At 61.1% G+C, this 26,230-nt stretch carries 31 protein-coding genes, 1 tRNA gene and 2 pseudogenes; 14 read left to right on the top strand and 20 right to left on the bottom strand.

The window, feature by feature from the left end; all coding sequences use genetic code 11:
- Positions 1–21: 21 nt before the first annotated feature.
- Positions 22–201 (bottom strand): hypothetical protein, encoded by a 180-nt coding sequence (locus tag BLQ09_RS30965; RefSeq protein ID WP_133822131.1) that lies wholly within the window; start codon positions 199–201, stop codon positions 22–24.
- Between the two features lie 25 nt (positions 202–226).
- Between BLQ09_RS30965 and BLQ09_RS10630 the strand changes: the two genes are divergently transcribed.
- Positions 227–1,666: a DegQ family serine endoprotease gene (locus BLQ09_RS10630; protein WP_027604316.1), complete on the top strand. Its 1,440-nt coding sequence runs from the start codon at positions 227–229 to the stop codon at positions 1,664–1,666.
- A 67-nt stretch (positions 1,667–1,733) separates the two neighbouring features.
- On the opposite strand, the gene BLQ09_RS10635 is transcribed toward BLQ09_RS10630, so the two are convergent.
- Positions 1,734–3,167 (bottom strand): M48 family metalloprotease, encoded by a 1,434-nt coding sequence (locus BLQ09_RS10635; RefSeq protein ID WP_027604315.1) that lies wholly within the window; start codon positions 3,165–3,167, stop codon positions 1,734–1,736.
- A gap of 95 nt (positions 3,168–3,262) precedes the next feature.
- On the opposite strand from BLQ09_RS10635, the gene BLQ09_RS10640 reads away from it, so the two are divergent.
- The gene (locus BLQ09_RS10640) at positions 3,263–3,502 is read left to right on the top strand and encodes a sulfurtransferase TusA family protein (RefSeq protein ID WP_010212198.1); all 240 of its coding nucleotides are present in this window, start codon (positions 3,263–3,265) and stop codon (positions 3,500–3,502) included.
- A gap of 31 nt (positions 3,503–3,533) precedes the next feature.
- Positions 3,534–4,604: an AI-2E family transporter gene (locus BLQ09_RS10645; protein WP_027604314.1), complete on the top strand. Its 1,071-nt coding sequence runs from the start codon at positions 3,534–3,536 to the stop codon at positions 4,602–4,604.
- A 49-nt stretch (positions 4,605–4,653) separates the two neighbouring features.
- Here the strand turns inward: BLQ09_RS10645 and BLQ09_RS10650 are convergent, their stop codons facing one another.
- Both BLQ09_RS10650 and BLQ09_RS10655 read right to left on the bottom strand, forming a co-directional pair.
- Positions 4,654–5,127, bottom strand: coding sequence for a peroxiredoxin (locus BLQ09_RS10650; RefSeq protein WP_027604313.1), 474 nt, complete (start codon positions 5,125–5,127; stop codon positions 4,654–4,656).
- Positions 5,128–5,137: 10 nt separating this feature from the next.
- Complete coding sequence (locus tag BLQ09_RS10655; protein ID WP_003172487.1) at positions 5,138–5,698, bottom strand: glycine cleavage system transcriptional repressor; 561 nt, start codon at positions 5,696–5,698, stop codon at positions 5,138–5,140.
- A 273-nt stretch (positions 5,699–5,971) separates the two neighbouring features.
- Here BLQ09_RS10655 and dapA point away from each other — a divergent pair, with 273 nt between their 5' ends.
- The 5 genes from dapA (at position 5,972) to BLQ09_RS10680 (ending at position 9,660) form a co-directional block, all read left to right on the top strand.
- A complete protein-coding gene (gene dapA / locus BLQ09_RS10660) occupies positions 5,972–6,850 on the top strand; it encodes a 4-hydroxy-tetrahydrodipicolinate synthase (protein WP_065928210.1) in 879 nt (292 codons plus the stop codon).
- Between the two features lie 17 nt (positions 6,851–6,867).
- Entirely contained in the window at positions 6,868–7,983 is a 1,116-nt protein-coding gene (gene bamC / locus BLQ09_RS10665; protein WP_027604311.1) for an outer membrane protein assembly factor BamC, read from the top strand.
- A 4-nt stretch (positions 7,984–7,987) separates the two neighbouring features.
- Positions 7,988–8,746 (top strand): MBL fold metallo-hydrolase, encoded by a 759-nt coding sequence (locus BLQ09_RS10670; protein WP_027604310.1) that lies wholly within the window; start codon positions 7,988–7,990, stop codon positions 8,744–8,746.
- Positions 8,747–8,773: 27 nt separating this feature from the next.
- Positions 8,774–9,487 (top strand): phosphoribosylaminoimidazolesuccinocarboxamide synthase, encoded by a 714-nt coding sequence (gene purC / locus BLQ09_RS10675; protein WP_027604309.1) that lies wholly within the window; start codon positions 8,774–8,776, stop codon positions 9,485–9,487.
- 83 nt (positions 9,488–9,570) lie between these two features.
- Positions 9,571–9,660: transfer RNA gene (locus tag BLQ09_RS10680), tRNA-Ser, on the top strand.
- Positions 9,661–9,800: 140 nt separating this feature from the next.
- Here BLQ09_RS10680 and BLQ09_RS10685 read toward each other — a convergent pair.
- Together BLQ09_RS10685 and BLQ09_RS10690 are read right to left on the bottom strand one after the other, a co-directional pair.
- On the bottom strand, positions 9,801–10,172 hold the full coding sequence (locus tag BLQ09_RS10685; RefSeq protein ID WP_027604308.1) for a helix-turn-helix domain-containing protein: 372 nt from the start codon (positions 10,170–10,172) through the stop codon (positions 9,801–9,803).
- A 3-nt stretch (positions 10,173–10,175) separates the two neighbouring features.
- Positions 10,176–10,478 carry a type II toxin-antitoxin system HigB family toxin gene (locus BLQ09_RS10690; protein ID WP_027604307.1) on the bottom strand — a complete coding sequence of 101 codons (303 nt, stop codon included), beginning with the start codon at positions 10,476–10,478 and terminating at the stop codon, positions 10,176–10,178.
- A gap of 568 nt (positions 10,479–11,046) precedes the next feature.
- Here BLQ09_RS10690 and BLQ09_RS31820 point away from each other — a divergent pair.
- Positions 11,047–11,814 (top strand): annotated as a pseudogene (locus BLQ09_RS31820) (MCP four helix bundle domain-containing protein); the annotation flags it as partial.
- 48 nt (positions 11,815–11,862) lie between these two features.
- Positions 11,863–12,672, top strand: coding sequence for a methyl-accepting chemotaxis protein (locus BLQ09_RS31825; RefSeq protein WP_371914500.1), 810 nt, complete (start codon positions 11,863–11,865; stop codon positions 12,670–12,672).
- Between the two features lie 13 nt (positions 12,673–12,685).
- Here BLQ09_RS31825 and BLQ09_RS10705 read toward each other — a convergent pair whose 3' ends face one another.
- The 8 genes from BLQ09_RS10705 to BLQ09_RS10740 all read right to left on the bottom strand — a co-directional run bounded on the left by BLQ09_RS10705 (position 12,686) and on the right by BLQ09_RS10740 (position 18,822).
- Entirely contained in the window at positions 12,686–12,898 is a 213-nt protein-coding gene (locus BLQ09_RS10705) for a cold-shock protein (protein WP_027604305.1), read from the bottom strand.
- Between the two features lie 67 nt (positions 12,899–12,965).
- A complete protein-coding gene (locus BLQ09_RS10710; protein WP_027604304.1) occupies positions 12,966–13,178 on the bottom strand; it encodes a cold-shock protein in 213 nt (70 codons plus the stop codon).
- Positions 13,179–13,426: 248 nt separating this feature from the next.
- Complete coding sequence (locus tag BLQ09_RS10715; protein ID WP_092356578.1) at positions 13,427–15,361, bottom strand: response regulator; 1,935 nt, start codon at positions 15,359–15,361, stop codon at positions 13,427–13,429.
- Positions 15,351–16,214 (bottom strand): sensor histidine kinase, encoded by an 864-nt coding sequence (locus BLQ09_RS10720; RefSeq protein ID WP_027604302.1) that lies wholly within the window; start codon positions 16,212–16,214, stop codon positions 15,351–15,353. The genes BLQ09_RS10715 and BLQ09_RS10720 overlap by 11 nt, the downstream gene beginning before the upstream one ends.
- Positions 16,207–17,214 (bottom strand): ATP-binding protein, encoded by a 1,008-nt coding sequence (locus BLQ09_RS10725; RefSeq protein WP_092356581.1) that lies wholly within the window; start codon positions 17,212–17,214, stop codon positions 16,207–16,209. Before BLQ09_RS10725 ends, BLQ09_RS10720 begins: the two co-directional genes overlap by 8 nt.
- Positions 17,205–17,609, bottom strand: coding sequence for an ATP-binding protein (locus tag BLQ09_RS10730; protein ID WP_027604300.1), 405 nt, complete (start codon positions 17,607–17,609; stop codon positions 17,205–17,207). The genes BLQ09_RS10725 and BLQ09_RS10730 overlap by 10 nt, the downstream gene beginning before the upstream one ends.
- Positions 17,606–17,968: an STAS domain-containing protein gene (locus tag BLQ09_RS10735; RefSeq protein WP_065938902.1), complete on the bottom strand. Its 363-nt coding sequence runs from the start codon at positions 17,966–17,968 to the stop codon at positions 17,606–17,608. The genes BLQ09_RS10730 and BLQ09_RS10735 overlap by 4 nt, the downstream gene beginning before the upstream one ends.
- 2 nt (positions 17,969–17,970) lie before the next feature.
- A complete protein-coding gene (locus BLQ09_RS10740; protein ID WP_027604298.1) occupies positions 17,971–18,822 on the bottom strand; it encodes an STAS domain-containing protein in 852 nt (283 codons plus the stop codon).
- Between the two features lie 120 nt (positions 18,823–18,942).
- Here BLQ09_RS10740 and BLQ09_RS31500 point away from each other — a divergent pair.
- Positions 18,943–19,137: pseudogene (locus tag BLQ09_RS31500) on the top strand (LysR family transcriptional regulator); the annotation flags it as partial.
- Here the strand turns inward: BLQ09_RS31500 and BLQ09_RS10750 are convergent.
- Both BLQ09_RS10750 and BLQ09_RS10755 read right to left on the bottom strand, forming a co-directional pair.
- Complete coding sequence (locus tag BLQ09_RS10750; protein WP_092356584.1) at positions 19,135–19,893, bottom strand: substrate-binding domain-containing protein; 759 nt, start codon at positions 19,891–19,893, stop codon at positions 19,135–19,137. The pseudogene BLQ09_RS31500 and the gene BLQ09_RS10750 sit on opposite strands and share 3 nt — an antisense overlap.
- Entirely contained in the window at positions 19,893–21,197 is a 1,305-nt protein-coding gene (locus BLQ09_RS10755) for an MFS transporter (RefSeq protein WP_027604296.1), read from the bottom strand. Before BLQ09_RS10755 ends, BLQ09_RS10750 begins: the two co-directional genes overlap by 1 nt.
- Before the next feature lie 196 nt (positions 21,198–21,393).
- Between BLQ09_RS10755 and BLQ09_RS31245 the strand changes: the two genes are divergently transcribed.
- Complete coding sequence (locus tag BLQ09_RS31245) at positions 21,394–21,537, top strand: hypothetical protein (RefSeq protein ID WP_162844254.1); 144 nt, start codon at positions 21,394–21,396, stop codon at positions 21,535–21,537.
- On the opposite strand, the gene BLQ09_RS10765 is transcribed toward BLQ09_RS31245, so the two are convergent.
- Together BLQ09_RS10765 and BLQ09_RS10770 are read right to left on the bottom strand one after the other, a co-directional pair.
- On the bottom strand, positions 21,538–22,035 hold the full coding sequence (locus BLQ09_RS10765; protein ID WP_051429319.1) for a hypothetical protein: 498 nt from the start codon (positions 22,033–22,035) through the stop codon (positions 21,538–21,540).
- Between the two features lie 84 nt (positions 22,036–22,119).
- Positions 22,120–22,299: a hypothetical protein gene (locus BLQ09_RS10770; protein WP_027604295.1), complete on the bottom strand. Its 180-nt coding sequence runs from the start codon at positions 22,297–22,299 to the stop codon at positions 22,120–22,122.
- Between the two features lie 127 nt (positions 22,300–22,426).
- Between BLQ09_RS10770 and BLQ09_RS10775 the strand changes: the two genes are divergently transcribed.
- A complete protein-coding gene (locus BLQ09_RS10775; RefSeq protein WP_092356590.1) occupies positions 22,427–23,350 on the top strand; it encodes a LysR substrate-binding domain-containing protein in 924 nt (307 codons plus the stop codon).
- 55 nt (positions 23,351–23,405) lie between these two features.
- Complete coding sequence (locus BLQ09_RS10780) at positions 23,406–23,768, top strand: 5-carboxymethyl-2-hydroxymuconate Delta-isomerase (protein ID WP_092356593.1); 363 nt, start codon at positions 23,406–23,408, stop codon at positions 23,766–23,768.
- Positions 23,769–23,783: 15 nt separating this feature from the next.
- On the opposite strand, the gene BLQ09_RS10785 is transcribed toward BLQ09_RS10780, so the two are convergent.
- Both BLQ09_RS10785 and BLQ09_RS10790 read right to left on the bottom strand, forming a co-directional pair.
- Positions 23,784–24,719, bottom strand: a complete 936-nt coding sequence (locus BLQ09_RS10785) for a LysR family transcriptional regulator (RefSeq protein WP_092356596.1) — start codon at positions 24,717–24,719, stop codon at positions 23,784–23,786.
- Positions 24,720–24,856: 137 nt separating this feature from the next.
- Entirely contained in the window at positions 24,857–26,044 is a 1,188-nt protein-coding gene (locus BLQ09_RS10790) for a cyanate transporter (RefSeq protein ID WP_092356599.1), read from the bottom strand.
- Between the last annotated feature and the right edge of the window lie 186 nt (positions 26,045–26,230).

Raw genomic sequence — 26,230 nt, forward strand, 5'->3', positions numbered from 1 at the left:
TCCTATGTTCATCCGGATCTTTCACAGTACGCCCATGCCAGGTTGGCTGCCGAGAGCATGAAATGTCTGGATCAGCATTTTCACTTGCAAAAATCTCCCATGTTTTTTATAGGTCAGGGCTTGTTGGCCCTGGCCTTGTTTTGTTCGCGGAACAAAGATGTCGTTCGCAGTTTTCGGCGTTTCTTGAACCCTGTCGCTCAACCCTGCTCGTCGTAACGGGAGCTGTATGTCGATACCACGTTTGAAGTCTTACCTATCCATAGTCGCCACGGTATTGGTGCTGGGTCAGGCCGTGCCCGCGCAAGCGGTCGAGTTGCCTGACTTCACCCAATTGGTTGAGCAAGCCTCGCCTGCCGTGGTGAACATCAGTACCACCCAGAAGCTGCCGGATCGCAAAGTCTCCAACCAGCAGATGCCTGACCTGGAAGGCCTGCCGCCGATGCTGCGCGAGTTCTTCGAGCGTGGCATGCCACAACCGCGTGCGCCCCGTGGTGGCGGTGGTGGCCAGCGTGAAGCGCAGTCCCTGGGGTCGGGCTTCATCATTTCGCCAGATGGCTACATCCTCACCAATAACCATGTGATTGCCGACGCCGACGAGATCCTCGTACGCCTGGCCGATCGCAGTGAGCTGAAAGCCAAATTGGTCGGCACCGATCCGCGTTCCGACGTGGCCTTGCTGAAGATCGAGGGCAAGGACCTGCCGGTGCTGAAGCTGGGCAAGTCCCAGGACCTGAAGGCGGGGCAGTGGGTGGTAGCCATCGGCTCGCCGTTTGGTTTTGACCATACCGTTACCCAGGGTATCGTCAGTGCCATTGGTCGCAGCCTGCCGAACGAGAACTATGTGCCGTTCATCCAGACCGACGTGCCGATCAACCCGGGCAACTCCGGTGGCCCGTTGTTCAACCTGGCGGGCGAAGTGGTGGGGATCAACTCGCAGATCTACACCCGTTCCGGTGGCTTCATGGGGGTTTCGTTCGCCATTCCTATCGACGTGGCCATGGATGTTTCCAATCAGCTGAAAAGCGGTGGCAAGGTCAGCCGTGGCTGGTTGGGCGTGGTGATTCAGGAAGTGAACAAGGACCTGGCTGAATCCTTCGGCCTCGACAAGCCGGCGGGCGCCCTGGTCGCGCAAATCCAGGATGACGGCCCGGCTGCCAAAGGCGGTCTGCAAGTGGGCGACGTGATCCTGAGCATGAACGGTCAACCGATCGTTATGTCGGCCGACCTGCCGCACCTGGTTGGCGCACTCAAGGCCGGCAGCAAGGCCAAGTTGGAAGTGATTCGTGATGGCAAGCGCCAGAATGTCGAGCTGACTGTAGGAGCGATCCCTGAAGAGGGCGCGACCCTGGATGCCCTGGGTAACACCAAGCCGGGCGCCGAGCGCAGCAGCAATCGCCTGGGCATTGCCGTGGCCGAGCTGACTGACGAGCAGAAGAAAGCCTTCGATCTCAAGAGCGGCGTGGTGATCAAGGAAGTGCAGGACGGCCCGGCAGCCTTGATCGGCCTGCAGCCTGGCGACGTGATCACTCACCTGAACAATCAGGCGATTGAGACTACCAAGCAGTTCACCGACATCGCCAAGGCGTTGCCGAAGAACCGCTCGGTATCGATGCGCGTGCTTCGCCAGGGGCGTGCCAGCTTCATTACCTTCAAGCTGGCCGAGTAACCCACCCGGCCAATAAAAAGCCCCGCCTTCGTTTTACGAGGGCGGGGCTTTTTTGTGGGCGATGGGTCTAGCCCATCATGCCTTTAACCAGGCGCTCCTGTTCGATCAACTCACGCTGACGTGCATCGATACGTGACGACAACGGGAAATTGCTGCCGGCGCGACGTTTGGCAAAGTCCAACTGCTGAATCGCCTGCTGGAAGTCGCCCACCAATGCAAAGTATTCGGCGCGAGCCTGATGCAGGCCGATGATATTGCCCGACAAACCACGCGTCTCGGCGACCTGGTACCACACATCCGGATCGTCCGGGCGCGACTTGAGCAAGCCATCCAGGGCCTTTTCCGCATCGGCGGTGCGATTCTGTTTAAGCAACAGATCTACCCGAATCTGATTCAGCGGGTAGTTGCCGGGGTATTGGGTCAGCATCCGATCCGTGCGTTGCTGGGCATCGGGCAGGTGGTTGTTGTCGATGTCCAACTGGATCTGCGCCAGGTTGTAGGTGATGTCATTGGGCGCCTTGGCCAGCAAGGGTTGCAGGCTTTCCCGTGCCTGCTTGAACTGGGAGGCCTTGATCTGGGCGATGGCCAGGCCATAGCGCGCCACGTCGTTTTTAGGATTTTCGTCCAGTTGCGCCTGGAAGCGCTTGGCGGCGAGTCCGGAGGTGTCTTCGTATTGCAGCTGTACCCGTGCGCGAATCAGCTGGTAGCGCAGGCTGTCTTCCTTGCCACCGGCCTTGGCTTGTTCCGCGCGGTTGCGGGTGTCGGCGATACGCGATTCGGTCACCGGGTGAGTCAGCAGGAATTCCGGCGGCTTGGCGTCGAAGCGGTACTGACGCATCAGGCGTTCGAACATGGTCGGCATGGAACGCGGGTCGTAGCCGGCTTTCTCCAGGTTGACGATGCCGATACGGTCCGCTTCCTGTTCATTCTGGCGAGAGAATCGTCGTTGTTCCTGGATGGCCGCCGCCTGGGTGCCGGCAATCGCAGCAATCCCGGCATCCCCGGCACCGGCGGCGGCCGCAATGATGCCGCCGAGGAGGGCGGCCATCATCGGGATCTGCATGCGCTGCTGCGCCTCGACACCACGGGCGAAGTGACGCTGGGACAAGTGAGCCAGTTCGTGGGCCAGCACCGACGCGTATTCCCCTTCGGTCTGGGCATTGAGAAACAGGCCGCCGTTCACGCCGACGATACCGCCGGGTGCGGCAAAGGCGTTCAGCTGCGGGCTGTTGATCAGGATGAATTCCAGGCGCCGGTCATTCACCTGGCTGGTTTCCACCAGCTTGTACACGCTGGTTTCGACGTAATCCTTGAGCTGCGGGTCGTTCAACTGCGAGACCTGGCCCCGTAGGTAGGCCAGCCAGGCGCGGCCCAGCTGATATTCCTGTTGCGGCGAGACAATGGCAGAACTGGCGTCGCCAAGTGACGGCAGGTCGTCAGCGAAGCCTGGGGAGGCCAGCAGGCAAGCCAGCGTCAGCAGGGTGGGGCGCAAAAAAGTCATGCACAGAGCCTTTCGACAAAGAGCTTACTGTAGCCGGACACTGAGCTTCGGACCAGATATTCTAAGCACCCCGAATGCGTGCCCGGAGTAAAACCATGACCGACGCTGTAGCCTTTGATGCCGAACTCGATGCCAGCGGCCTCAATTGCCCGTTGCCTCTGCTCAAGGCCAAGCTGGAACTCAATCGATTGGCCAGTGGCGCTGTGCTCAAGGTGATCGCCACCGACGCAGGTTCCCAGCGTGATTTTCGCACCTTCGCCAAGCTGGCCGGCCATACCCTGCTGCATGAAGAAGACGCCGCCGGTGTGTACCGTTACTGGTTGCGCAAGGCCTGAACCGTTTGCCCCTACCACCCGAGGTTGATTGATGTTCAAAGTGTTACGAGACTGGATCCAGCGCTACTTCTCCGATGAAGAAGCCGTGGTGCTGGCGGTCCTGCTGTTTCTGGCCTTTACGGCCGTACTCACCTTGGGAGGCATGCTGGCGCCGGTATTGGCGGGGATGGTGCTGGCTTACCTGATGCAGGGCCTGGTCACCACCCTGGAGCGTCTACGCTTGCCGGGCGGCGCGGCAGTGGGCCTGGTATTCGCCTTGTTCATGGGGCTGCTGGTGGTGTTTGTCGTCGTGGTATTGCCGCTGCTGTGGCACCAACTGATCACGTTGTTCAACGAGTTGCCGGGCATGCTCGCCAAGTGGCAGTCGTTGTTGCTGCTGTTGCCGGAGCGCTACCCGCATCTGGTGTCGGACGAGCAGGTGTTGCAGGCCATAGAAGTGGCACGGGGCGAAATCGGAAAATTCGGGCAATGGGCGCTGACCTTTTCCCTGTCCAGCCTGCCGCTGCTGGTCAACATCATGATCTACCTGGTGCTCGTACCGATCCTGGTGTTCTTCTTCCTCAAGGACCGCGCCATGATCGGACGTTGGGTGAGCGGCTATCTGCCCCGCGAACGAGCGCTGATCACCCGGGTGGCCGAAGAAATGAACCGGCAGATCGCCAACTACATTCGTGGCAAGGTCATCGAGATCATTATCTGCGGGGGCGTTACCTACATCGCGTTTATCGCACTGGACCTCAACTACGCCGCCTTGCTGGCACTGCTGGTAGGGATTTCGGTGGTGGTGCCGTATGTCGGTGCCGTGGTGGTGACGGTGCCGGTGACCTTGATCGCCTTGTTCCAGTGGGGCTGGAGCGACCAGTTCATCTACTTGATGGCGGTCTACGGCATCATCCAGACCCTGGATGGCAACGTGCTGGTGCCGCTGCTGTTCTCGGAGGCGGTCAACCTGCACCCGGTGGCGATCATCTGTGCAGTGTTGTTGTTTGGTGGGCTGTGGGGATTCTGGGGGGTGTTCTTTGCGATTCCCCTGGCGACGCTGTTCAAGGCCGTGCTGGATGCGTGGCCGCGGCAGGAGCCGGTGGTGGCACCGTTGTTGTAAGGGGAGGCGCGAATCACTGCTTCATCGCCGCAGTGATCCGCGCTACAGATCAGGCCTTGTTCAACGCCTGGGCTGCGGCCAGAACGGCGTCCACATGGCCCGGCACTTTCACGCCGCGCCATTCCTGGCGCAGCACACCGTCCTTGTCGATCAGGAAGGTGCTGCGATCCACACCCAGGTATTCCTTGCCGTACAGCTTCTTCAGCTTGATGACGTCGAACAGCTGGCAGACCGCCTCATCCTTGTCGCTGATCAGCTCGAACGGGAATTCCTGCTTGCCCTTGAAGTTCTCATGGGACTTCACGCTGTCGCGCGACACGCCAAACACCTCGGTGTTGGCCGCCTTGAATGCCGCGTACTGGTCACGGAAACCCTGGCCTTCGGTGGTGCAGCCCGGGGTGCTGTCCTTCGGGTAGAAATAGATCACCACTTGCTTGCCCTTGAGGGTGGCAAGGCTGAAGGTCTGGCCGCTGGTGGCCTGGGCTTCGAAATCGGCGACCGGTTTATCGATGACTACCGCCATGATGACTTCCTTACATTGGGTTCTGTGGGCGCCACGGCTCGATCAGCGCGTCGAGGTTCAGGGCATCGGCGAAATCCAGGAACTGGTCGCGCAGCCAACTGATCTGCACGCCGGCCGGCAGGGTCACGGTGAAGGTGGCGTTGAGCATGGTGCCGCCGGTTTGCGGGGCCTGGTAGGTGTCGCAGGTCAGGTTCTCCAGTTCGACGTTATGGTCGATGAAGAACTGGCACAGCTCATTGACGATGTCCGAGCGGTAGGCCGAGCTGACATACGCCACATAAGGAAGCGCCTGCGGGCGATTTTCCAGGGCGGCGCTGCGCACCACGTTGACGGTGAAGTCGTGCTTCTTGGCCAGGCCCGGCAGGCCGGTCTCCAGGCGCGCCAGGGCATCCCAGGTGCCGGAAATCTGCAGGACCAGCGCACTGCACTCGCCATGGCGGGTCAGGCGGGAGGTCACCACGGCACAGCGGTTTTCATGGCTGGCGCGGCACAGGACGTTGGTCAGCTCCATGGGGTTGGCGCCGAGGGCACTGATAACAAGGAATTGTTCGCGAACTGTGGGGGTGGACATGCAGCCTTCCTAAAACGATGAGCGGTCGATACGGTGAGGGCTGTATCGATCAAAGCATGAAGGGTAGCGAAAAGCGTCGCCAAGGGATAGGAGGTGGCGTTTTCATTACGTGATCCGCCTGATTTTGCCCTGTCTCAACCGGTGCTTTGGCCCGATGATGGCATTGCCCGTCGTTTAGTTGCGCCAGAACGCATCCTCAGGCGGTACTTCGCTTGTACAAGCATCTTGGCGCCAGTACCATTACGGCTCTCTTTTTCCGGCAGGAGCGGTTGCATGATTGCGGGCAGTATGGTGGCACTGGTCACACCCATGGATGCACAAGGTCATCTCGACTGGGACAGCCTGGGCAAACTGGTGGACTTCCACCTGCAAGAAGGCACCAACGCCATCGTGGCGGTCGGCACCACAGGTGAATCGGCCACCCTCGATGTGGAAGAACACATCCAGGTGATCGAATTCGTGGTCAAGCGTGTCGCGGGGCGTATTGCCGTGATCGCCGGCACGGGCGCCAACTCGACGCGCGAAGCCATCGAGCTGACCCGAAACGCCAAGAAAGCCGGCGCCGACGCTTGCCTGCTGGTGACCCCGTACTACAACAAGCCGACCCAGGAAGGCCTGTACCAGCACTTCCGCACCATTGCCGAAGCCGTCGACATCCCGCAGATCCTCTATAACGTGCCGGGTCGTACCGCGTGCGACATGAAGGCCGAGACCGTGATCCGCCTGTCCACCGTGCCGAACATCATCGGCATCAAGGAAGCCACCGGCGACCTGCAGCGCGCCAAGGACATCCTGGCCGGGGTGAGCAGCGATTTCCTGCTGTATTCCGGTGACGACGCCACGGCTGTCGAGCTGATCCTGCTGGGCGGCAAGGGCAATATCTCCGTGACCGCCAACGTGGCCCCGCGCGCCATGAGCGACCTGTGTGCCGCTGCCATCGCCGGCGACGCCGTGACCGCCCGTGCGATCCACGAGAAGCTGATGCCGCTCAACAAGACACTGTTTATCGAATCCAACCCTATTCCCGTGAAGTGGGCGCTGTTCGAGATGGGCCTGATGCCGGACGGTATCCGTCTGCCGCTCACCCGCCTCAGCGAAGCCTGTCACGAACCGCTGCGACAGGCCCTGCGCCAGTCCGGCGTCCTGGTTTAATTGAGGAAGCACTACGCATGAAGCGATTGGCCGGACTTTCCGCACTTGCCTTGATTATCTCCAGCACCAGTGGCTGCGGTTGGATCTGGGGCCCGGAAGGCTACTTCCGTGACCGCGGCAGCGATTACCTGGAAGCACAAGCAACCAAACCGATGCAACTGCCGCCGGACGTCAACGTCGCCAAGCGCCTTGACCCGTTGCTGCCGATTCCACGCAACGTTGCCGACGACACCACCAAGGGTGAATACGTCGTGCCACGTCCACAGCCGATCTCGGCCGTGGCGGATGCCAGCGACTACAGCCTGCAGAAGAGCGGTGATTCGCGTTGGATCGTGGCGCAGCGCCCACCTGCAGAAGTCTGGCCGGTAGCGGTGCAGTTCTTCCAGGACAACGGTTTCCGCATCGATGAGCAGCGCCCGCAGACCGGTGAATTCACCACGGCATGGCAGCAGGGCAGCGAGCTGTCCGCCACCATGGCCAAGCGCCTGCAGGCCGGTGGTGTCGCCGCCGACAGCGAAGCCCGTGTGCGTGTGCGCATCGAGCCGGGCGTACAGCGCAACACCAGTGAAGTCTACGTGGTCAGCGCCGAGCGTCCTGCCGGCAGCACCGCCAACGTCGACTTCACCAACCGCTCGGTCAACACCGGTGTCGACTCGGCATTGGTCGACGAGATGCTGGCCAGCATGAGCCGTATCTCCGAGAAGGGCGGTTCCGTTTCCCTGCTCGCCGCCCGTGATTACGACACCCCGAGCCGCGTCAGCCTCACCGAGGACGGCAGCGGCAACGTGGTGCTGAACCTGGGTGAAGACCTGGATCGCGCCTGGGCCAGCGTCGGCCGCGCGTTGGAGCAAGGCCCATGGCGTGTTGAAGACATCAACCGCAGCCTGGGCCTGTACTACATCAACGTGGCTGAAAAGGCCGAGCGCAAAGACGAAGAGCCTGGTTTCTTCGGCAAACTGTTCGGCAGCAAGCCGACCAAGGAAGAAATCGAAACCCGCGCCGAGCGTTATCAGGTGCGTTTGAGCAAGGTTGGCGAGACTGTGCAGGTCACCGTCGAGAAGAACATCAACACCGTCGCGCCGGCTGAAACAGCGCGCAAGGTGTTGGGCGTGATTCAGGACAACCTGGGCTGATCCGATGCGTTTTGCCGTTCTCGGCAGCGGTAGCCAAGGGAACGGCACGCTGGTCGCCCATGACGACACGTACGTGCTGGTGGATTGTGGTTTCTCGTTAAAGGAAACCGAGCGGCGCCTGCTGCGCCTGGGGGTTCACCCCTCGCAGCTGAGCGCGATTCTGGTGACCCACGAACATGCCGACCACGTGCATGGCGTGGGTTTGCTGTCTCGGCGCTACAATCTTCCGGTGTACCTCAGTCGCGGCACACTGCGCGGGATGCGCAAACCTATAGAACCCGCAGGTTTCCTGGCCGGTGGCGAGCAGCTGCAAATCGGTGCCCTGAGCATCGATGTGATTGCCGTGGCGCACGACGCCCAGGAACCGACGCAGTATGTATTCAGTGACGGAGAGCGGCGTTTCGGCGTGCTCACCGACCTGGGCTCCTACTGCGCCAAGGTACTGGACGGCTACCGGAACCTCGATGCCTTGATGATCGAGTCCAACCACTGCCGAGACCTGTTGGCTCGCGGTCACTATCCGTACTTTCTCAAGCAACGGGTCGGCGGCGAACTGGGACATTTGAACAACCATCAGGCGGCGTACCTGGTGTATGAGTTGGGCTGGCAAGACCTGCAACACCTGGTCCTGGCCCACTTGAGCAGCAAGAACAACCTGCCGACGCTTGCCCGGCAATGTTTTGTCGACACCCTCGGGTGCGACCCGGACTGGCTGCAACTGGCCGATCAAGATTCAGGGCTCGACTGGCGACATATCGCCTAGCCCACCTCACTCAAAGCGGAGCCCATCATGGAAAAACGTGAAGAACTCTACCGCGGCAAAGCCAAGTCGGTTTACAAGACCGACGACGCCAACCGCCTGATCCTGCTGTTTCGCAACGACACCTCGGCGTTCGACGGCAAGCGCATCGAACAACTTGATCGCAAGGGCATGGTGAACAACAAGTTCAACGCCTTCATCATGCAGAAACTCGAAGCGGCCGGCATTCCGACCCAATTCGACAAACTGCTGGGCGACAACGAGTGCCTGGTGAAGAAGCTGGACATGATCCCGGTGGAATGCGTCGTGCGTAACTACGCCGCCGGCAGCCTGGTCAAGCGCCTGGGCGTGGAAGAGGGCCTCAAGCTCAACCCTTACACGTTCGAGCTGTTCCTGAAGGACGACGCCAAGGGCGACCCGTTCATCAACGAATCCCACGTCGTGGCATTCGGCTGGGGCACCGCCGAGCAACTGGCACGCATGAAGGAGTTGTCCCTCAAGGTCAACGACGTGCTGAGCAAGCTGTTCGACGACGCAGGCCTGCTGCTGGTGGACTTCAAGCTGGAATTCGGTGTGTTCCACGATGGCTCCATCGTCCTCGGCGACGAATTCAGCCCGGACGGCTGCCGCCTGTGGGACAAGGACACCAAGAAGAAGATGGACAAGGACCGCTTCCGCCAAGGCCTCGGTGATGTGATCGAAGCCTACGAAGAAGTCGCCAAGCGCCTCGGCGTACCGCTTTAATCGACGCAAGCATCTGATAGCACGGAAAAAAATCGCATCCGCGCTTTGCTTCCACGAAACAGGCTGTTATGATGCGCGCCGTTGGAGAGATGCCAGAGTGGCCGAATGGGACGGATTCGAAATCCGTTGTACCTTCACCGGTACCTAGGGTTCGAATCCCTATCTCTCCGCCATTACATAGAAAAAGCCCCGTAGCTGAATAAGCTACGGGGCTTTTTCGTTTCTGAGAGTTTGGGGCAGAGCTACTCGTTCCGAGCAGCAAACAAGGCCGTAGTGGTTCTTTCCAGCAGGCACAACCAACCGTATTCCATCTTCAAGCATGCCTTACTGGCTTGATCAGGCTTTCTGCTGGAATTCCAAACATCTCATGCAGCTTCCAAATCATTGGCAAGGTCAGCGCTCGTTTTCCATTCAGCACTTCATAAACACGATTCTGGCGGCCAATGGCGGGAATAAGATCAGCCGCCGACAGGCCAGACTGTTCCATTCTGAAGCGAATGGCATCGATTGGGTTGGGCAGGTCCATGGGAAAGTGTTTGGCTTCATAGGCCTCGATCAGCGTGATCATTACGTCAAAGTAATCACCTTCCGGGGTGCCGGGTTCTGGTTCGTTGTCGAACAGTGCAGAGACAGACTTGAGCGCGTCCTTGTAATCCTGTTCGGTGTGGATAGGTCGGATGTTCATGGGTTACTCCGTTTCGACGGTATCGGCGTCAATTGCGTCGTACTGCTTATGTGTACCGACAAACTTGATGTAGACAGCGCCATAGCGATAGGCCACGGCGACCACGAGCCTGTAGTCGTTACCTTTGATGTTGAAGACGACCCTTCGGCTTTTGAGAATGCTAGCGCTGCGAAAGTGTTCCTTGATGTCAGCCGGGTTTGACCAGTCGGCGTTTTTTACTTCGTCTATCCAGGCCAGGAACGGTTGCTCCGAATCCGGGTGCTTGTGCCAAAAGGTTTTGAGTTGACTGAGTGCGACTATTCTCATGGGAAAATCCTAGTCCCGCCTTGGGACTTTTGCAAGTGGGCACATGGGAGCAAGCAGTTTTCCAGACGGGTGTCATGGGCTCTCAAGGCATTTCTCCGCATAAGGCATTCCCCTTGTAACCGTGCATGACCGGTCCCAGGAACATGAAAGGACCACAGGCATATAAGGGCGAGGGAGCGGGATGTGAGCGGCACACGGGGAGCTTCAGGGGTATTGGAACTACAGCCCAAAGCGTCACGCCGCACCATGCTCGTTCAGGCGGGTTCGGTTGAGGGGTGGTGCGTACGTTTTTCTGTTCAGGAAGTGAAAGTTGTGCGCCGATGCAGCCGTATAGGCAAGAAATCAGTGCCAGAGTAATGACGGCTTTTTCCATGTCAGACCTGCTGGTGGGGTAATCCTTTGATGTTCCCAGTATTGTCGTTGGTGGGCGCCGTGCTCGTCGATACTGCAAATAACTCACTGATATTTATAACTTCCCATTTCCTGGGTGTACGCCCCTCAAGTCTTTACCCACACGGCCGAAACACTCTCGTACGACATCGTATCCCCAATAAGAGAGTCCCCCCTAATGTCCCTTCGCAGCCTGTCCATCGCCCGCCGTGCGGGTCTGGGTTTTGCCCTGATTGCTTTGCTCGTGGCCCTGCTGGGTTTTTTTGCACTGTCGAACATGGCAAGCATCCGCGCCAGCGCGGTGCAGGTGGAAAGCGGGCTGGTGCCGAAGATGCGGCTGGTGGCGGACATTCGTGAAATCATGCTGCGCATTCGTACGATCTCTTTGCGCATGGCCCTGGACCCGAACCCGGCGAGCATCCCGCAATACCGTAGCCAGATGGACACCCGCAGCCAGGACCTGAGCAAACGGCTGGCCGACCTCGATGCAGTGATCGACACCCCCGAAGTACGCACGCTCTATGACCAGTTCCAGGTCTCGCTGCGCCAATACCAGCAAGGGCTGGCGCAGTCGTTCATCCTTGCCGACAAGCAGCAGGGCGCCGAGCTCAACAAGTTGTTGCTGGTGGATATGAAAACCGTGGTGGATGGCTCCGGGGCCCAACTCAATGCCCTGGCCGACTACTACAACGCCCAGATCAACCAGCAAGGCCAGGCGGCCGAATCGCAGTACGGCCGTTCGCGCACCATGGTGTTCGGCTTTGTGATCGTGGCCGGGTTGAGCACCGTGCTGCTGGCCTGGTTGCTCACGCGCAGCATTGTCGGCCCGCTCAGTCATGCCGTACGGGCTGCCGAGAACGTTGCCGAAGGTGACCTGACCCAAACGGTGGACGTGAGCGGCGACGACGAAGTGACGCGCCTGCTCGTGGCACTCAAGACCATGCAGGCCAACCTGCGCGGGACCTTGCAACTGATTCGCCAGTCGGCCGGGCAGATGGCGTCATCGGCCACCGACCTCAACGGCATCACCGACCAGAGCAGCCGCAGCCTGCAAAAGCAGACCGCTGAAATCGAGCAGGCCGCCACCGCCGTCAACGAGATGACCTCGGCGGCGGATGAGGTAGCGCGCAATGCGGTGTCCACCTCCGAGTCCACTCGCCTTTCCAATGAAACCGCGCGCGAAGGCCAGCACCGTGTGGGTGAAACCGTCAGCGCCATTCAAGCCCTGAGCACCAACATCGGCGAAACCTCGACCCTGGTGCAGAACCTCGCCGAGCAATCGCGGGATATCGGCAAGGTGCTCGATGTGATCCGCTCCATCGCCGAGCAGACCAACCTGCTGGCACTCAACGCTGCGATCGAGGCGGCGCGGGCCGGTGAGTCCGGGCGTGGCTTTGCGGTGGTGGCTGACGAAGTCCGTGCACTGGCCCACCGTACCCAGCAATCGACCCTGGAAATCGACCAGATGGTGACCGCGATGCGCACGGGGTCAAACGAGGCGTTGAGCTCGATGCAGTCGAGTACCCAGCGTGCCACCGACACTCTGGCTTTGGCTGAGGGCGCGGGGGGCGCATTGAGCCAGATCACCGACTCCATCGACCAGATCCACCAGCGCAACCTGGTCATCGCCAGCGCCGCCGAGGAGCAGGCCCAGGTGGCCAAGGAAGTCGATCGCAACATCGTCAATATTCGCGACCTGTCTGCGCAATCCTCTTCCGGCGCCGGGCAGATCAATGGATCGAGTCGAGAACTGGCGCAGCTGGCCGTTTCCCTGAACGAAGCCGTCGCAAGGTTTCAGCTGTAGTGACATGCGCGGGCTAGTTCAGTGTCGACTCGTCCACGATCTCGATATTGACGGCCTGCCAGTCGCCGCCCGGGCCCCTGACCAATTCGTAGGTGACCGTCTGCCCCTCGCGCAGCCGCCGGCCGCCCTGGGCGGTGGTGGCGCTGCGAAAGAAAATGTCCTGCTCATCGTAGGCGGCAGTCTTGCTGCTGATGGAGATTGCAGTCTGTGGAGTTTTCCTGGGCATGGCCGTTCTCCTTTCCAGTGCAATAGGTGGCCCGTCGGGGCAGGTATGTCTGCGGGCATCAAGCGGGTCAGGACACGATTTGGACTTTATCGGCCTGCATGCCTTTCTGGCCCTGTACGGCTTCAAAGGTGACCTTCTGGCCCTCCTTCAATGTTTTGAACCCGTTGCCCTCGATTGCCCTGAAGTGGACGAACAGGTCGGGGCCGCTCTCCGGCGTGATGAATCCGTAACCCTTTTCATCGTTGAACCACTTCACTGTGCCGTTCTGTCTGTCGCTCATTCTTCCTGTCCTCGAACCGGTGTGCCCCGCTGCAGATTCGTCGCGGTAACCATAAGCAAAGTCCCGAAGCCGCTGCTCGTCAACGCGCCACGGGACCAGCGGTACTGTCATTCCTGACAGGTTCGCCGCCTGTGCCGTTGCGCGATACTGCTTCGTTTTACCGTGGGTTTTCGCGCCGCGCGGGCATTCGGTTTTCGCCGCCTTCGGGCACCAGGCAGGTGCCTTTTGGCGTGGTGCCCCTGTCCCTTCTAACGCTCGCCTGCCGTCCCATCCAGCCCACGACGGATCTTTTCCAGCAACTCATCGATGTGAAACGGCTTGGAAATCAGATCCATGCCTTCGCCGAGGAAACTTTGCCGGTTCGCGGCATTTTCCGCGTAGCCGGTCATGAACAGGATCGGCAAGGTGTGGCGGATCTCGCGTGCCACGTCTGCCAGTTCGCGCCCGGTCATAAAGGGCAGGCCGACGTCGGTCAACAACAGGTTGATGCTCGGGTCGCTGCGCAGGCAGACCACCGCTTCGTCACCATTGGCGGCCAGGCTGCAACGGTAGCCGGCGTCGGCCAGGATTTCGGCGACAAAGCTGCGCACCGAAGGCATGTCTTCGACGACCAGCACATGTTCGCCCTTGCTCTGGCCGGGTGCGGCCAGAGGCTTGGTCACGATGCTGGCAGGCCCGCTGGCGGCGGGAAGCATGATGGTCACTTCGGTGCCCTGGCGGGTCACGCTGCGGATCTGTGCATCGCCGCCGGACTGGCGGGCAAACCCGTAGATGGTCGACAGGCCCAGCCCGGTGCCCTGGCCCAGCGGCTTGGTGGTGAAGAAAGGGTCGAAGACTTTGTCGATGACGCTGTGTTCGATGCCCACCCCGTTGTCCCGCACCGACAGGGCGATGTAGGCGCCGTTTTCCAGTTTCAGGTTGCCACTGGAGTAGGCCGGGTAAGTCGTCACCCAGACAGTGCCGCCCTTGGGCAGCGCGTCGCGGGCGTTGATCACCAGGTTCAGCACCGCACTTTCCAGCTGGATCGGATCGACCATCGCCACGGCAGGGTTGTGGGTCAGCTCCAGCTTCAGCGCGATATGTTCACCGATGGTGCGTACCAGCAGTTCCTCCAGGGAGCGGATATGCGCGTTGATGTCGATCGGCCGTGTGTCCAGCGGCTGCTGGCGGGCGAAGGCGAGCAGGCGGTTGGTCAGGCCGGCGGCGCTGAGGGCCGAGCTCAACGCTGCATCGGCATAGGCCATGACCTTGTCGGTGCGCTGGGTCTCGATGCGTTTCTTGATCAGCTCCAGGCTGGTGATGATCCCGGTCAGCAGGTTGTTGAAGTCATGGGCAATGCCGCCGGTGAGCTTGCCCAGGGCATCCATCTTCTGCGCCTGCAACAGTTGCGCCTCGGTACGTGCCAACTGGGTGGCGGCGTTGGCCAGCTCGGCCTGTTGGTGCCGCTCGCGGTGGCGGTGCTCGGTGACGTCTTCGACAAACACCAGGCTCAATTCGGCGCTGCGGTAGGGCGAAACCTGCCATTCGGTCTCGCGCAACTGACCGTCGACCTTCATGTGCAGGGTGCCCTTCCAGCGCTCGCCGGCAGCCAGGCGCTGGCACAGTTCCTGGAGCACGCCGAGTTGATCGGCGGCGAAGCACTCCAGCAGGGCGTCGGGGTTGAGGTTGTCGTGAATCAATTGGGCGAAGGCGTGGTTACATTCGTGGACCTTGAGCTGCGCATCCATGACCGCAATCGGTGCGCTGATATTGAAGAATATTTCGCGAAAGCGTGCCTCGCTCTCGCGCAGCGCATATTCGGTGTCGCGCACCCGCAGCAAGGTCCGCAGGGTCGCCAGCAGCACATCGGGGTCGATGGGGTGGATCAGGTAGGCATCGGCCCCGGCATCCAGGCCGGTGATGATATCGCCGGTCTCGATGGAGGCGGCCGACACGTGCACCACCGGCAGCAAGGCCGTGACCGGATCGGCGCGCAGCCCGCGTACGATGTCGAAGCCGCTCATGTCCGGCAGGTTGACGTCGAGGATCAGCCCGTCGATCTTTTGGCTGGCGATCAGGTCCAGCCCTTCCTGGCCGGTGCCGGCCTCGAGCACGCGGTAGTCATGGTTCTCCAGGCGCCGGCGCAGGGCATAGCGGGTCGCCGCGTTGTCGTCGACGATCAGCAGTTGGATGTCACGGTTCATCAACAAGCCCGCCAGGAATAGAGAGAGGAATGATCACGAAGAACATCGAGCCCACGCCTGGGGTACTTTCCACGCCGACGCGGCCGCCGAGCAACTCGGCAAAGCGTTTGCACAGCGACAGCCCCAGGCCGGTGCCGCGCAGGCGTTTTTGCAGCGGCGAATCGATCTGGGAAAAGTCTTCGAACAGGTTGCTGTGCAATTCAGCCGGAATGCCCAGGCCGGTGTCGTGCACGGCAAAGCGGATTTCCTGATCACCCACTCTCTGCGCCGACACTCGCACTTCACCTTGCACCGTGAACTTCAGGGCGTTGGAGATGAAGTTGCGCAGGATCTGCGCGAGCTTCTTGTCATCGGTGTACAGCTTGGGCAAGCCGATCGGCTCTTCGAAGATCAAGTCCACCGACGTCGCATCGACGATCGGGCGGAACATCCCGCGCAACGCCGAGAACAGATCGAACATGTCGAACCAGGCCGGCGAGATCGTGATGCGCCCGGCCTCGATCTTGGCCAGGTCCAGCAGGTCGTCGACCATTTCCCGCAGTTCGCGTGCCGAGCTGCGGATAAACCCGACCTGTGTGTGCTGCTCAGGGCTCAGGGGACCGTCGAGTTCGTCGGCCAACAGACTGGTGATGCTCAGGATCGAGCCCAGGGGCGTGCGGAATTCATGGCTCATGTACGACAGGAAACGGCTTTTCAGGTCCGACGCCTGGCGCAGTTGGTCGGCCTGGGTATCCAGCTCGGCATAGAGTGCCAATACGCCCTGGTTGGTTTCGTCCAGTTCGGCGCGCAGTGCATCGGCTTCCAGGCGAAGCGTTCGCACTTGCTCCTCAAGCGAAACGGTGGTGTCAGCCATCGATGGCCTCCAGGGCAATCACAAAGACGGTAACGTCATCCCGGCCGCGACAGAAATCACGGTGCAGGACGGCGGCGATCAGGGCAGGGTGGCGATGGGAAAGCCCGGGATAGTCCGCCAGGTTCCAGCGTGACTGCAGGCCGTCGCTGTAGAGGATCAGCATCTGGCCGCCCACTTGAGCGTAGTCGAAGGGCTGCGCCTTGCGAAACTGCACGCCGACGATCCCCGGATGGGACGCCAGCCCGCGGGACTTGCCGGGGCCGATCAGGCTGGCGCCGATATTGCCCACCCCGGTAAAGCGCAGGCTGTCTGCCGTGGCATCGTACTGCGCCACGGCCACGGCTGCGCCGCGGGTGCCGTTCATGCCGATATGCAGGTCATTGAACAGCTCGCTTGCGTCGAAGAAGGCGTCTTGGGCAAACACCGCTTCGCCGGCCTGCGCCGCGCGTTCGGCTTCGCTGCCATGGCCCAGGCCGTCGGCTACCATCACGCTGAACCGGCCGGGTTCGATCACCAGGTGCCAGGCATCGCCGCAGGCCGGGTCGTCGTGCAGGGAATGCTGGCTGACGCCGTAGCGGAGATCTTTGCTGGCCGATGCCCGTGGATACAGGCGCGCCAGCATCGCCGTTCCGCGCTGATCGGCGTACACGTCGAACACCTGGGCCACACGCGAAATGGCGCCCATGCCGATGCCCTGGGTGCCGCCGGTGGAAAAGCCGTCCACCAGGCAACTGTCCAGGTCAAAGCCCTGGCCACGGTCCACGGCGATCAGCTCCACGCCCTGGTTACCCGTGAGGCGCAGATGCAATTGGCCATGGGCGGCATGCTTGAGGATATTGCTGGCCAGCTCGGTGGCCACCAGTGCCACGCGGCCGGCATCGGTCTCGTCGAAACCCGATTGTTCGGCCAACTGTTGCGCGGTGCGTCGGGCATGGCCGATCTGGCTGACATCCTCGATCAACAACACCTGGGTCAGGGCACTGGGAATATTCAGGCCCATCGGGTAATCGTCACGCGGGTGCCCTGGCCGGGTGCGGTGTCCAGTTCAAACTCGTCCACCAACCGCTTGGCGCCGGTCAGGCCCAGGCCCAGGCCGCTGCCGGAGGTCCAGCCGTCGGTCATCGCCAACTTGAGGTCGGGGATGCCCGGCCCTTCGTCGCGAAAGGTCAGGCGCAGGCCTGGGCGGTGGTCTTTTTCGACCACGGCCCAATCCATATGGCCGCCGCCGCCGTACACCACGGTGTTGCGCGCCAGCTCACTGACGGCGGTGACCAGTTTGGTCAGGTCGATCAGGCGCATGCCGCATTCCTGGGCCAGCTTGCGCACCAATTGTCGGGCCAGCACTACGTCCTGTTCGATGAGCACCGGGTGAGTGCCACTGCTGGCCTGGGTCATGAGTGGTCTACCCGGTCACGCAACAGTTGCATGCCGCGCTCGACGTTCAACGCGGTGGCCACGCCCGGCAGGGTCATGCCCAGTTCCACCAGCGTGATCGCTACGGCCGGCTGCATGCCTACCAGCACGGTCTGGGCATCCATGATGCGCGACAGGCCGGAAATGGTGCCGATCATGCGGCCGATAAACGAGTCGACCATGTCCAGCGCCGAAATGTCGATCAGCACGCCCCGGGCGGATGTACGGCTGATGCGCTCGGACAGGTCGTCCTGCAGCGTCAGCGCGAGCTGGTCATGCATGTCGACCTGGATCGTCACGAGCAGGAATTCGCCCATCTGCAAAATAGGGATACGTTCCATGCTTAAACAGCCTTGCTGATGGTGACGCCCAGGCGTTTCAGGGCCAGCGCCAAGGCATCCGCCAGGTTGGCCTTGGTCACCACGCCTTGCAGGTCGAGGCCCAGGTGCACGATGGTCTGGGCGATCTGCGGACGCACGCCGCTGATGATGCAGTCGGCCCCCATGAGGCGGATGGCCGTAACGGTTTTCAACAGGTGCTGGGCTACCAGGGTGTCCACGGTGGGTACGCCGGTGATGTCGATGATGGCGATTTCCGAGCCGGTGTCGACGATGCGCTGCAGCAGGGACTCCATGACCACCTGGGTGCGTTGCGAATCCAGGGTGCCGATCATCGGCAGGGCCAGCACGCCGTCCCACAGCTTGACCACCGGGGTGGACAGTTCCAGCAATTCTTCCTGCTGGCGCTTGATCACCGACTCACGGGATTTCTGGAACGTACGGATGGTGTGCATGCCCAGCGCGTCAAGCAGCTCGGAGATTTCCCACAGTTGTTCGGCCAGTTGCGTCGGTTGTTCGGCGTACTCCCGTTGCAGCAGGGCGAACAGCGGGCCCTTGAGGGCAAAGATAAAGCTGGCGGTCTGTTGCGAGTCCTGGCCGACCAGGGCGCGGCTGTGGGAGAGCTTTTCCAGGAATACCCGGGTTTCTGCCCAGTTTTCATGGTTGACCGGCTGGGAACCGCCTTGCTGCAGCGCCGCGATGAGCAGGTTGAGGAAGTCGTTGGCCTGCTGCCGGGTGTCTTCGGCCTTGACGTTACGCGTGGCCCCCGAAGCTTCAAGGCTGGCAACCCATTCGGTCAGCAGGGTCGGGCGATGGGTGTGCAGTGCCTGGATGGTGTGAGCTTGCAGAGTTGCCACGGGAAACCTCCTTGAATGCCTTGTTGAGTGGCATGCAATTTATACTAAATTGAAGTGCTTTGAATTGTTTCGAAGGTTTTCGTTCATTTGCCTCAAGCCCTGTGGACCGGGCGCTTCAGACTGGTGGAGGCGGGATGGGGGGCCATGCTGCCGTCGATCGCGATACTGGCGTCGGAGCAGCCCATTTGGCTGAGTGTGCGGTGGGTGGAACCGCAGGTGATGGGTAATGTGGGCTTGATCAAACGCCGCGGACGGAGCTGGCCGCCGGCGGCGCTGGAATTGGAGCGGTTGGTGCGCGAGATGCCGTTTCGGTCAGTGTGCCACCGAGTCCAGGCCGGTGGATTGCACCACCGGTTGTGCCTGGGGCGACGCGAGGAATTGCAACAAGGCCTTGGCCTGTGCAGGGTGTTCGGCATTGACCGGAATGCCCGCCGCAAAGCGCGTCACCGATTGCACGTCTTCCGGGATCTTGCCGACGTACGTCACACCCGGCACCGGCAATAACTCCGCCACCTGCTGCAAGCCCACCTCGTAATCGCCCTTGGCGACCTGTTCGGCCACCGGGAGGCGTTCGATCATGGTGCCTTTGGCGGGCATGCCGAGCTTCTTGAACAGCTCTTTCTCGACATACACACCGCTGGCGCTGTCCGAATACGCCACGGACTTGGCCTTGCTCAGTACGGCCTTGAGTTCGGCATCGGTGCCGATCGCGGGTTTGGTCGCACCTGCCTTCACCACCAGGCCGATGCGCGAATCCGCCAGTTCCACGCGGGACGCCGGGTCGACCTTGCCTTGTTTGATCAAGTCATCCAGGGCATAGCCGACCATGATCACCACGTCGGCATGTTCGCCACGGGCCAGGCGGTTGGGAATCGCTTCCGGCGCCTTGCCCATGGAGGGGCCGAGGACGGTATCGAGGGTGTCGCCGCTGTGCCGGGCGTATTGCGGGCCCAGCAGTTTATAGGCGGCGGTGAAGCCACCGGAGGTCATCACCTTGAGTTCCTCGGCCTGGGCCGTCAGCGCCAGGGCACCGAGGGCCAGGGCCGTCAGGGTCTTGAACAGAGACTTCATCACGCCGCCCCCTGCATCACCTGCCCGCGTGCATTGGCGCGACGGTACAGCGCCAGGGTCGAACACAGCGCGCACAACGCAGCGAACATCATCCAATAGGCCGGCGAGGCCTTGTCTTCAGTGATGTGAATAAACCAGGTGGAGATCGCCGGGGTAAACCCACCGAAGATCGCGGTCGCCAGGCTGTAGGCCAGGGAGAAGCCCGCCACGCGCACTTCCACCGGCATGATTTCCGTGAGGGCGGGGATCATCGCGCCGTTGTACATGCCGTACAGGAACGAGAACCACAGCAGCGTCTCCAGCATATGGGCGAAGCTCGGTGCATTCACCACGTAGGACAGCGCCGGATAAGCCGTGAGTACCGTCAACGCGGTCATGGCGATCAGCACCGGCTTGCGGCCGAAGCGGTCGCTCAGGGTGCCGCCGATCGGCAGCCAGACAAAGTTCGACACCGCCACCAGCAAGGTCACCAGCAGCGCGTCGGAGGTGCTCAGTTGCAGCACGGTCTTGCCGAAGGTCGGCGCGTACACGGTGATCAGGTAGAACGCGGTGGTGGTCATGGCCACCATCAGCATGCCGCCGATGACCACGGTCCAGTTTTTCACCAGTGTGGCCAGCACCTCGCGCATGGTCGGGCGATGCTTGCGGTTGGCGAATTCTTCGGTTTCCTGCAGGTTGCGACGCAACACAAAGATAAAGGGGATGATCACGCAACCGATGGCGAACGGAATGCGCCAGCCCCAATCGGCAACCACCGCCGGTTCCATCCACACGTTCAAGCCATAGCCCAGGGCGGCGGCGACCACGATGGAGATCTGTTGGCTGCCCGATTGCCAACTGGTGTAGAACCCCTTGCGGCCTGGGGTGGCCATTTCAGACAGGTACACCGACACACCGCCCAGCTCCGCACCGGCCGAAAAGCCTTGCAGCAAGCGGCCCACCAGCACCAGCAGCGGGGCCCACAGGCCAATGGTGTGATAGCCCGGCACCAGCACGATCAACAGCGTGCCGCTGGCCATGATCGACAAGGTCACGATCAACCCTTTGCGGCGACCGACGTCATCGATATAAGCGCCGAGGATGATGGCGCCCAGTGGGCGCATCAGGAAGCCCGCGCCGAACACGGCGAAGGTCATCATTAATGACGCAAATTCATTGGCGGCAGGGAAGAACGCGGCAGCGATGTAGGTGGCGTAGAAGCCGAACAGAAAGAAGTCGAATTGTTCAAGGAAGTTGCCCGAAGTAACGCGGAATACCGCACCTACTTTCGAACGGGCAGAATCGGGCCGGGAAGGGCTAGTCATGGGTTTGTGTCTCCAGCGTTCTTTTTAAATGCTTGTTTCGCGTAAGACCGAGGATAGTGGCTGACACATTTAGAAATGAAAAGTGAAAAATATGGATTGATTAATGTCTGTTGGTTATGAATTTGCGTGCCTGTCAAAGATCCCGCTCTGTTCTATGCTGGAAGGTATGACCCATTCTTACGGAAGGGAGATGGCTATGGGCAATGAACCGAAGCGCCAAGATGAGCCGGAGCATGAGCAACCCCGGCGACATGAAGAGGAAAAACCCCAGACCTGGAAGCACCCGGACGACGGCACTGAGCTGTCCGAGCGGGATCAGGAGCGTCCGCTCAAGCCCTGATCAATGTTCGGCCGGAGCCAAAAAGCACCCTTGACGGGCCATGAACTGCCTCCACGAAGGGCTCTCCGTGGGGTCGGGTGTTACCTGGGTCGGGGTTTCGAATTCCGCCAGCGCGGCGCCGGTATCGGCATTGATCACCTTAACGCGACACCACCCACTGTCGGCGTCGGCAATCCCGCCTTTGAGCAGGTAGCGTCCCTGGGCGGCGAACTGGGTGTTGAACTCAATCACACAGCGCCGGCCGGCGCTCGCCAGGCCCGACACGATCAAGTGCAGCGGTTGGTCGGCGGCGATGTCCACGTAACCGTCGGGGCGCGAAGTGCTGCTGTGCACCGCAAACAGTGCGGTTTCCTTACTCGGCGTTCCCACCCTGCCTTGCAGGCATTCATGATCCGTCGAAACGCTGACAGACAGCCATTCGTTGTAGCTGGCGTGGGTGCTCAACTCACTTTTGAGCTGCGCGCGCGGGCCTTCGAGCGGTGCCTTGTAGGGCGTCATGGCGGTACATCCGGCCAGTAACAGCGGTAGTGCGATGTTGCGGATGTTTATCAAGGCAATAGCATCCAGTTCAAAGAAGGGGCGTTATGAAACCAGCAACGAAACAGGAAAACCCGAGGCCAGCACCAGGTACGCCACCACTGCTGCCAGGCACAGGCCGACGAACACCCGCAACAAGGTGCGGGCGGTGGGGCGGGTGACAAAGCGGATAAGCCAGAGGCAGAGTCCGGCCACCAGAATGGCCAGGCCAAAAATGACCAGCACGGTAGTGTTCCTGCGACGTTCGAGCGCTGTTTATAGTCCCAAAGCCGCGTGATGAACAGTGTGCACATAGACGCGGCCGGCCCGGCTTTCTAAACTGCGGCTTGTCTTGGGCTAGGGGCAGGCGCCGATGAATCGCAATGAATTACGCAAGGCCGACATCAACCTGATGGTGGTCTTCGAAGCACTGATGCTCGAGCGCAATGTGACGCGGGTGGCCGAGAAGCTGTTTCTCGGCCAGCCGACCATCAGTTCGGCCCTCAACCGTCTGCGCACCCTGTTCAACGACCCGCTGTTCATTCGCGTCGGCCATCGCATGGAACCTACCGCGCGCGCCGAGGAAATCATCCAGCACCTGTCGCCCGCCCTGGACTCACTGTCGTCGGCCTTGAGCCTGACCCACGATTTCGACCCATCCATCAGCACCATGACCTTTCGCATCGGCCTGTCCGACGACGTCGAGTTCGGCCTGTTGCCACCGTTGTTGCGCGCCTTGCGCCAGGAAGCGCCGCAGGTGGTGTTCGTGGTGCAGCACGTGGACTATTGGCGGATTCCCGATCTGCTGGCGTCCGGCGATATTACCGTCGGCATCACCCAGACCCGTGGCCTGCCGGCGAATGCCAAGCGCAAGCTGCTGCGCCACATTCGTCCGCGACTGCTGCGCGCCGATGCCTCGGACACCCCGCTGACCCTCGATGAATATTGCTCGCGCCCCCATGTGCTGGTGTCCCACACCGCCAACGTGTCCGGGTTTGCCGATGAGTGGCTGGCGGAAATCGGCCGCAAGCGCCATGTGGTGTTGTCGGTGCCGCAATACAGCGCATTGCCCGCGCTGCTGGCCGGGACCGACCTGATCGCCAGCCTGCCGGACTACACCGCCGAGGCCATGGCGGTGTCGGGCAACCTGTTCTGCGAGCCGTTTCCGTTCGAGACGCCGACCCTGGATTTGTCCATGGTCTGGCTCAGTCATGTGGACACCGACCCGGCCGAACGCTGGGTGCGTTCGCGGCTGGAAGCGTTCATGAGCGATCGAGGTCAGGCGAACAAGGCCTGAGGCTTTTATCCGTGCTATATCTACAGACTTTCCTACGAATGACTCGGAGTCATCCATGCCACACCTGCACTTGGAATACACCGCCAACCTGACAAACCTGGCCGTCGAGAAAACCCTGTTGCGGCTCAACAATGTGCTGATGGCGTCCGGGCAGTTCGGTTCCGAGTTCGATATCAAAAGCCGCGCCGTGAAGCTCGAGAGTTTTCAGGTCGGCACCTCCCTCAACCCACGCGCTTTCATCGCGGTGAAGCTGTCGCTGCTCAGCGGGCGGTCGCCGCAGGTCAAGCAGCAATTGTCGCAAAGCCTGCTGGCAGCGTTGCAGGATCTGGGCGACTGGCCGGCGGATCTGCAGGTTCAACTCAGTGTCCAACTGGTCGACATGGATCGCGATTCCTACAGCAAAGTCGCGATCGGCTAACCCTCGCCACAGAAGTCAGAGTAATCCCTGATCCGCACACATCTTCACCACCTGTTCACGAAACCAGGTATTGGCACTGTCCTGTTCACTGCTTTCATTCCACTGCATATCCAGGGTGAACCCCGGCAATCCGTTGGGGGCCTCGCAGTGGCCGAACACCGTCGCCGGTGCCAGCAGTTTCTGCACGCGGCGCGGCAGGGTGACGATGAAGTCGGTGCCGGTGATCATCTTCAGCGCCGCGCTGTAGCTGTTGGCGCGGGCGATCACCTGGCGCTTGTGGGCCTGGCGCGCCAGCCAGCCGTCGATCATGTTGGTGTCGGAGGTCCATGGCGTAGGGAACACGTGGCGCCGCTCGACGAATGATTGCAGGCTGAATGCCGGCTCGCGCGGTGCCGAGCGTTTATCGAAGACGCACACCAGATCGTCCTCCAGCAGCATCTGGGTCTTGAAGTCTTTATGGGCGCGGTGAAAGTGCGGTCCGAAGCAGATCACCAGGTCCAGGCGGCCCTCGCGCAGGTCGTCGGCGGGGATGTCGGCTTCCAGTTTCTGCACATTGACGATCACCGGCAGGTCGGCGCGGTCGAAATGCTTCAACAGGCGCGGCAGGATCAGTTGTTCGAAGTACTCCGGCGCGCAGACATTGAAGGTCACGGCCTTCTGGGTCGGGTCGAAGGCCTGGCCACCGGCGTGGCACAGGTTGATGCTTTCGAGGATCTTCTGCACATGGGCGTACATGGTAGTGGCCTTGTACGTAGGCCGCATGCCCGCCCGGGTGTTGATAAACAGTTCGTCTTCAAAACTGGTCCGCAGTTTCTTCAGGCTGTAGCTCACGGTGGACTGGCTGACGAACAGCGTTTCTGACACGTCGGTAACGCTGCTCTGGTCATAGACGGCGATAAACACCATCAAGTCCTGCATATCGAGTTTTCTGAGCAAGTTACTGTTTAACATCGGTTTCGTCCGTAAACCCCATGTACCGAAGTCAGTACAAGACAGCGCGAAAGCTTAACGGAACGGCCGTACCAATAGAAAGCTCTGTAGGGCGTTTCTATGTTTGTCGTGAGACAAATACTGTTTACAACACGACGTCAGCGAATGTGTTCTGCGTAATGCCTTGGGTTGAAGCGCGTGACGATCAGCAGCATCACCACGACCACCGCCGTCAACGACCACCAGGCCCATTCGAAGCTGCCCAGCTGGTCGCGGATCATCCCGGCGATCAGCGGCGACAGGCCGGCAATCAGGTAGCCGATGCCCTGCACGAATGCGGTAAGGCCCCCTGCGCGGCGCGGGTTGTCGAGGTGGTCGAGGGACAGGATCAGGCTCATCGGGAACAACCCGCCGATACCCAGGCCCAGCAGGCACGGCCACAGCAGACTGAGGTGTTGCGGGCTGAGGATCAGGCCGCAGAACCCGAGGATGATCAGCCCCAGCAACACCGCCACCACCCCGCGTTTATCCCGGCGGCGGTTGGCGATGGCCGGCGTCACCAGGCCGGACACCACCTCCATCGCGGTCAGGAATCCCAGCAACAACCCGGCATTCTGTTCGCTCCAGCCTTGCTCCACGTAGTACGGCGCCAGCCACGCCAGCACGCAGGTGTAGGACGCCGTACCGAGGCCGAAAAAGATCGCAAGCAACCAGGCGCGGCCGTTGCCGAAAAACGATTCCTGAGGACCGGCGGTGGCTTGGGGCAACGGTGGCAACACCGAGCGCTGGGCGTACCAGAACACCAGGGCCAGCAACGCCAGAAACCCCCAGATCGCCAGGCCGATGCGCCAACTGCCGGTCTGCACCTGCACGAAGGGGGAGAACGCTGCCGCCAGCGCCGCGCCGCCCATGATGGCGGTGACGTAGAGGCCCATGAACAGCGACACGTTGTCGCTGAACCGCGACTTGATCAGGGCCGGCATCAACGCCTGGATCATGGCGATGCCCACACCGGCGGCAATGGCGCTGACGATCAATTCCAGGGCCGAATCCAGGAACAGCCGCGACAACGTCGCCACGCCAATCACCAGCAGTGACAGCACAATGCTGCGGTGCTCGCCAACGCGCTTGGCCAGGCCCATGCCAAAGAACATCGCCAGGCCCATGGCCATGACCGGCAACATGGTCAGCAACGCCGCGCTGCTGAAACTCAACGGCACCTCGCCGCGAATCGACGACAACAACGGCCCCACGGCGGCCATCGACGGCCGCAGGTTAAGGGCGACCAGCACGACGCTGATCATCAGCCATACGGCGGTGGTGGGTTTTGCCTGAACGTTTTCCATGGGCCTGCCTTGAGTGAACAAGGGTGAATCAGGCCACGCAGGGGGGAGGGGGGCAAATGAGAAAGTCGCAGGGGCTATCTAAAAATTGCGGTTAACTGAAACACCGCAAGTCAAAGTGTGAGAGCGGGCAAGCCCTAATGCCGATCAGTTAAGAGATAGAACGGTCAAACAGTAACCTGTGGCAAG

Source organism: Pseudomonas sp. NFACC25 (assembly GCF_900100935.1).
In the GTDB taxonomy this organism is placed as follows: domain Bacteria; phylum Pseudomonadota; class Gammaproteobacteria; order Pseudomonadales; family Pseudomonadaceae; genus Aquipseudomonas; species Aquipseudomonas marginalis.

Coding starts and splice junctions, on each gene's coding strand:
- BLQ09_RS10630 (WP_027604316.1), top strand. CDS start 227: ATGTCGATACCACGTTTGAAGTCTTACCTATCCATAGTCGCCACGGTA.
- BLQ09_RS10635 (WP_027604315.1), bottom strand. CDS start 3,167: ATGACTTTTTTGCGCCCCACCCTGCTGACGCTGGCTTGCCTGCTGGCC.
- BLQ09_RS10640 (WP_010212198.1), top strand. CDS start 3,263: ATGACCGACGCTGTAGCCTTTGATGCCGAACTCGATGCCAGCGGCCTC.
- BLQ09_RS10645 (WP_027604314.1), top strand. CDS start 3,534: ATGTTCAAAGTGTTACGAGACTGGATCCAGCGCTACTTCTCCGATGAA.
- BLQ09_RS10650 (WP_027604313.1), bottom strand. CDS start 5,127: ATGGCGGTAGTCATCGATAAACCGGTCGCCGATTTCGAAGCCCAGGCC.
- BLQ09_RS10655 (WP_003172487.1), bottom strand. CDS start 5,698: ATGTCCACCCCCACAGTTCGCGAACAATTCCTTGTTATCAGTGCCCTC.
- dapA (WP_065928210.1), top strand. CDS start 5,972: ATGATTGCGGGCAGTATGGTGGCACTGGTCACACCCATGGATGCACAA.
- bamC (WP_027604311.1), top strand. CDS start 6,868: ATGAAGCGATTGGCCGGACTTTCCGCACTTGCCTTGATTATCTCCAGC.
- BLQ09_RS10670 (WP_027604310.1), top strand. CDS start 7,988: ATGCGTTTTGCCGTTCTCGGCAGCGGTAGCCAAGGGAACGGCACGCTG.
- purC (WP_027604309.1), top strand. CDS start 8,774: ATGGAAAAACGTGAAGAACTCTACCGCGGCAAAGCCAAGTCGGTTTAC.
- BLQ09_RS10685 (WP_027604308.1), bottom strand. CDS start 10,172: ATGAACATCCGACCTATCCACACCGAACAGGATTACAAGGACGCGCTC.
- BLQ09_RS10690 (WP_027604307.1), bottom strand. CDS start 10,478: ATGAGAATAGTCGCACTCAGTCAACTCAAAACCTTTTGGCACAAGCAC.
- BLQ09_RS31825 (WP_371914500.1), top strand. CDS start 11,863: ATGGCGTCATCGGCCACCGACCTCAACGGCATCACCGACCAGAGCAGC.
- BLQ09_RS10705 (WP_027604305.1), bottom strand. CDS start 12,898: ATGCCCAGGAAAACTCCACAGACTGCAATCTCCATCAGCAGCAAGACT.
- BLQ09_RS10710 (WP_027604304.1), bottom strand. CDS start 13,178: ATGAGCGACAGACAGAACGGCACAGTGAAGTGGTTCAACGATGAAAAG.
- BLQ09_RS10715 (WP_092356578.1), bottom strand. CDS start 15,361: ATGAACCGTGACATCCAACTGCTGATCGTCGACGACAACGCGGCGACC.
- BLQ09_RS10720 (WP_027604302.1), bottom strand. CDS start 16,214: ATGGCTGACACCACCGTTTCGCTTGAGGAGCAAGTGCGAACGCTTCGC.
- BLQ09_RS10725 (WP_092356581.1), bottom strand. CDS start 17,214: ATGGGCCTGAATATTCCCAGTGCCCTGACCCAGGTGTTGTTGATCGAG.
- BLQ09_RS10730 (WP_027604300.1), bottom strand. CDS start 17,609: ATGACCCAGGCCAGCAGTGGCACTCACCCGGTGCTCATCGAACAGGAC.
- BLQ09_RS10735 (WP_065938902.1), bottom strand. CDS start 17,968: ATGGAACGTATCCCTATTTTGCAGATGGGCGAATTCCTGCTCGTGACG.
- BLQ09_RS10750 (WP_092356584.1), bottom strand. CDS start 19,893: ATGAAGTCTCTGTTCAAGACCCTGACGGCCCTGGCCCTCGGTGCCCTG.
- BLQ09_RS10755 (WP_027604296.1), bottom strand. CDS start 21,197: ATGACTAGCCCTTCCCGGCCCGATTCTGCCCGTTCGAAAGTAGGTGCG.
- BLQ09_RS31245 (WP_162844254.1), top strand. CDS start 21,394: ATGGGCAATGAACCGAAGCGCCAAGATGAGCCGGAGCATGAGCAACCC.
- BLQ09_RS10765 (WP_051429319.1), bottom strand. CDS start 22,035: ATGACGCCCTACAAGGCACCGCTCGAAGGCCCGCGCGCGCAGCTCAAA.
- BLQ09_RS10775 (WP_092356590.1), top strand. CDS start 22,427: ATGAATCGCAATGAATTACGCAAGGCCGACATCAACCTGATGGTGGTC.
- BLQ09_RS10780 (WP_092356593.1), top strand. CDS start 23,406: ATGCCACACCTGCACTTGGAATACACCGCCAACCTGACAAACCTGGCC.
- BLQ09_RS10785 (WP_092356596.1), bottom strand. CDS start 24,719: ATGTTAAACAGTAACTTGCTCAGAAAACTCGATATGCAGGACTTGATG.
- BLQ09_RS10790 (WP_092356599.1), bottom strand. CDS start 26,044: ATGGAAAACGTTCAGGCAAAACCCACCACCGCCGTATGGCTGATGATC.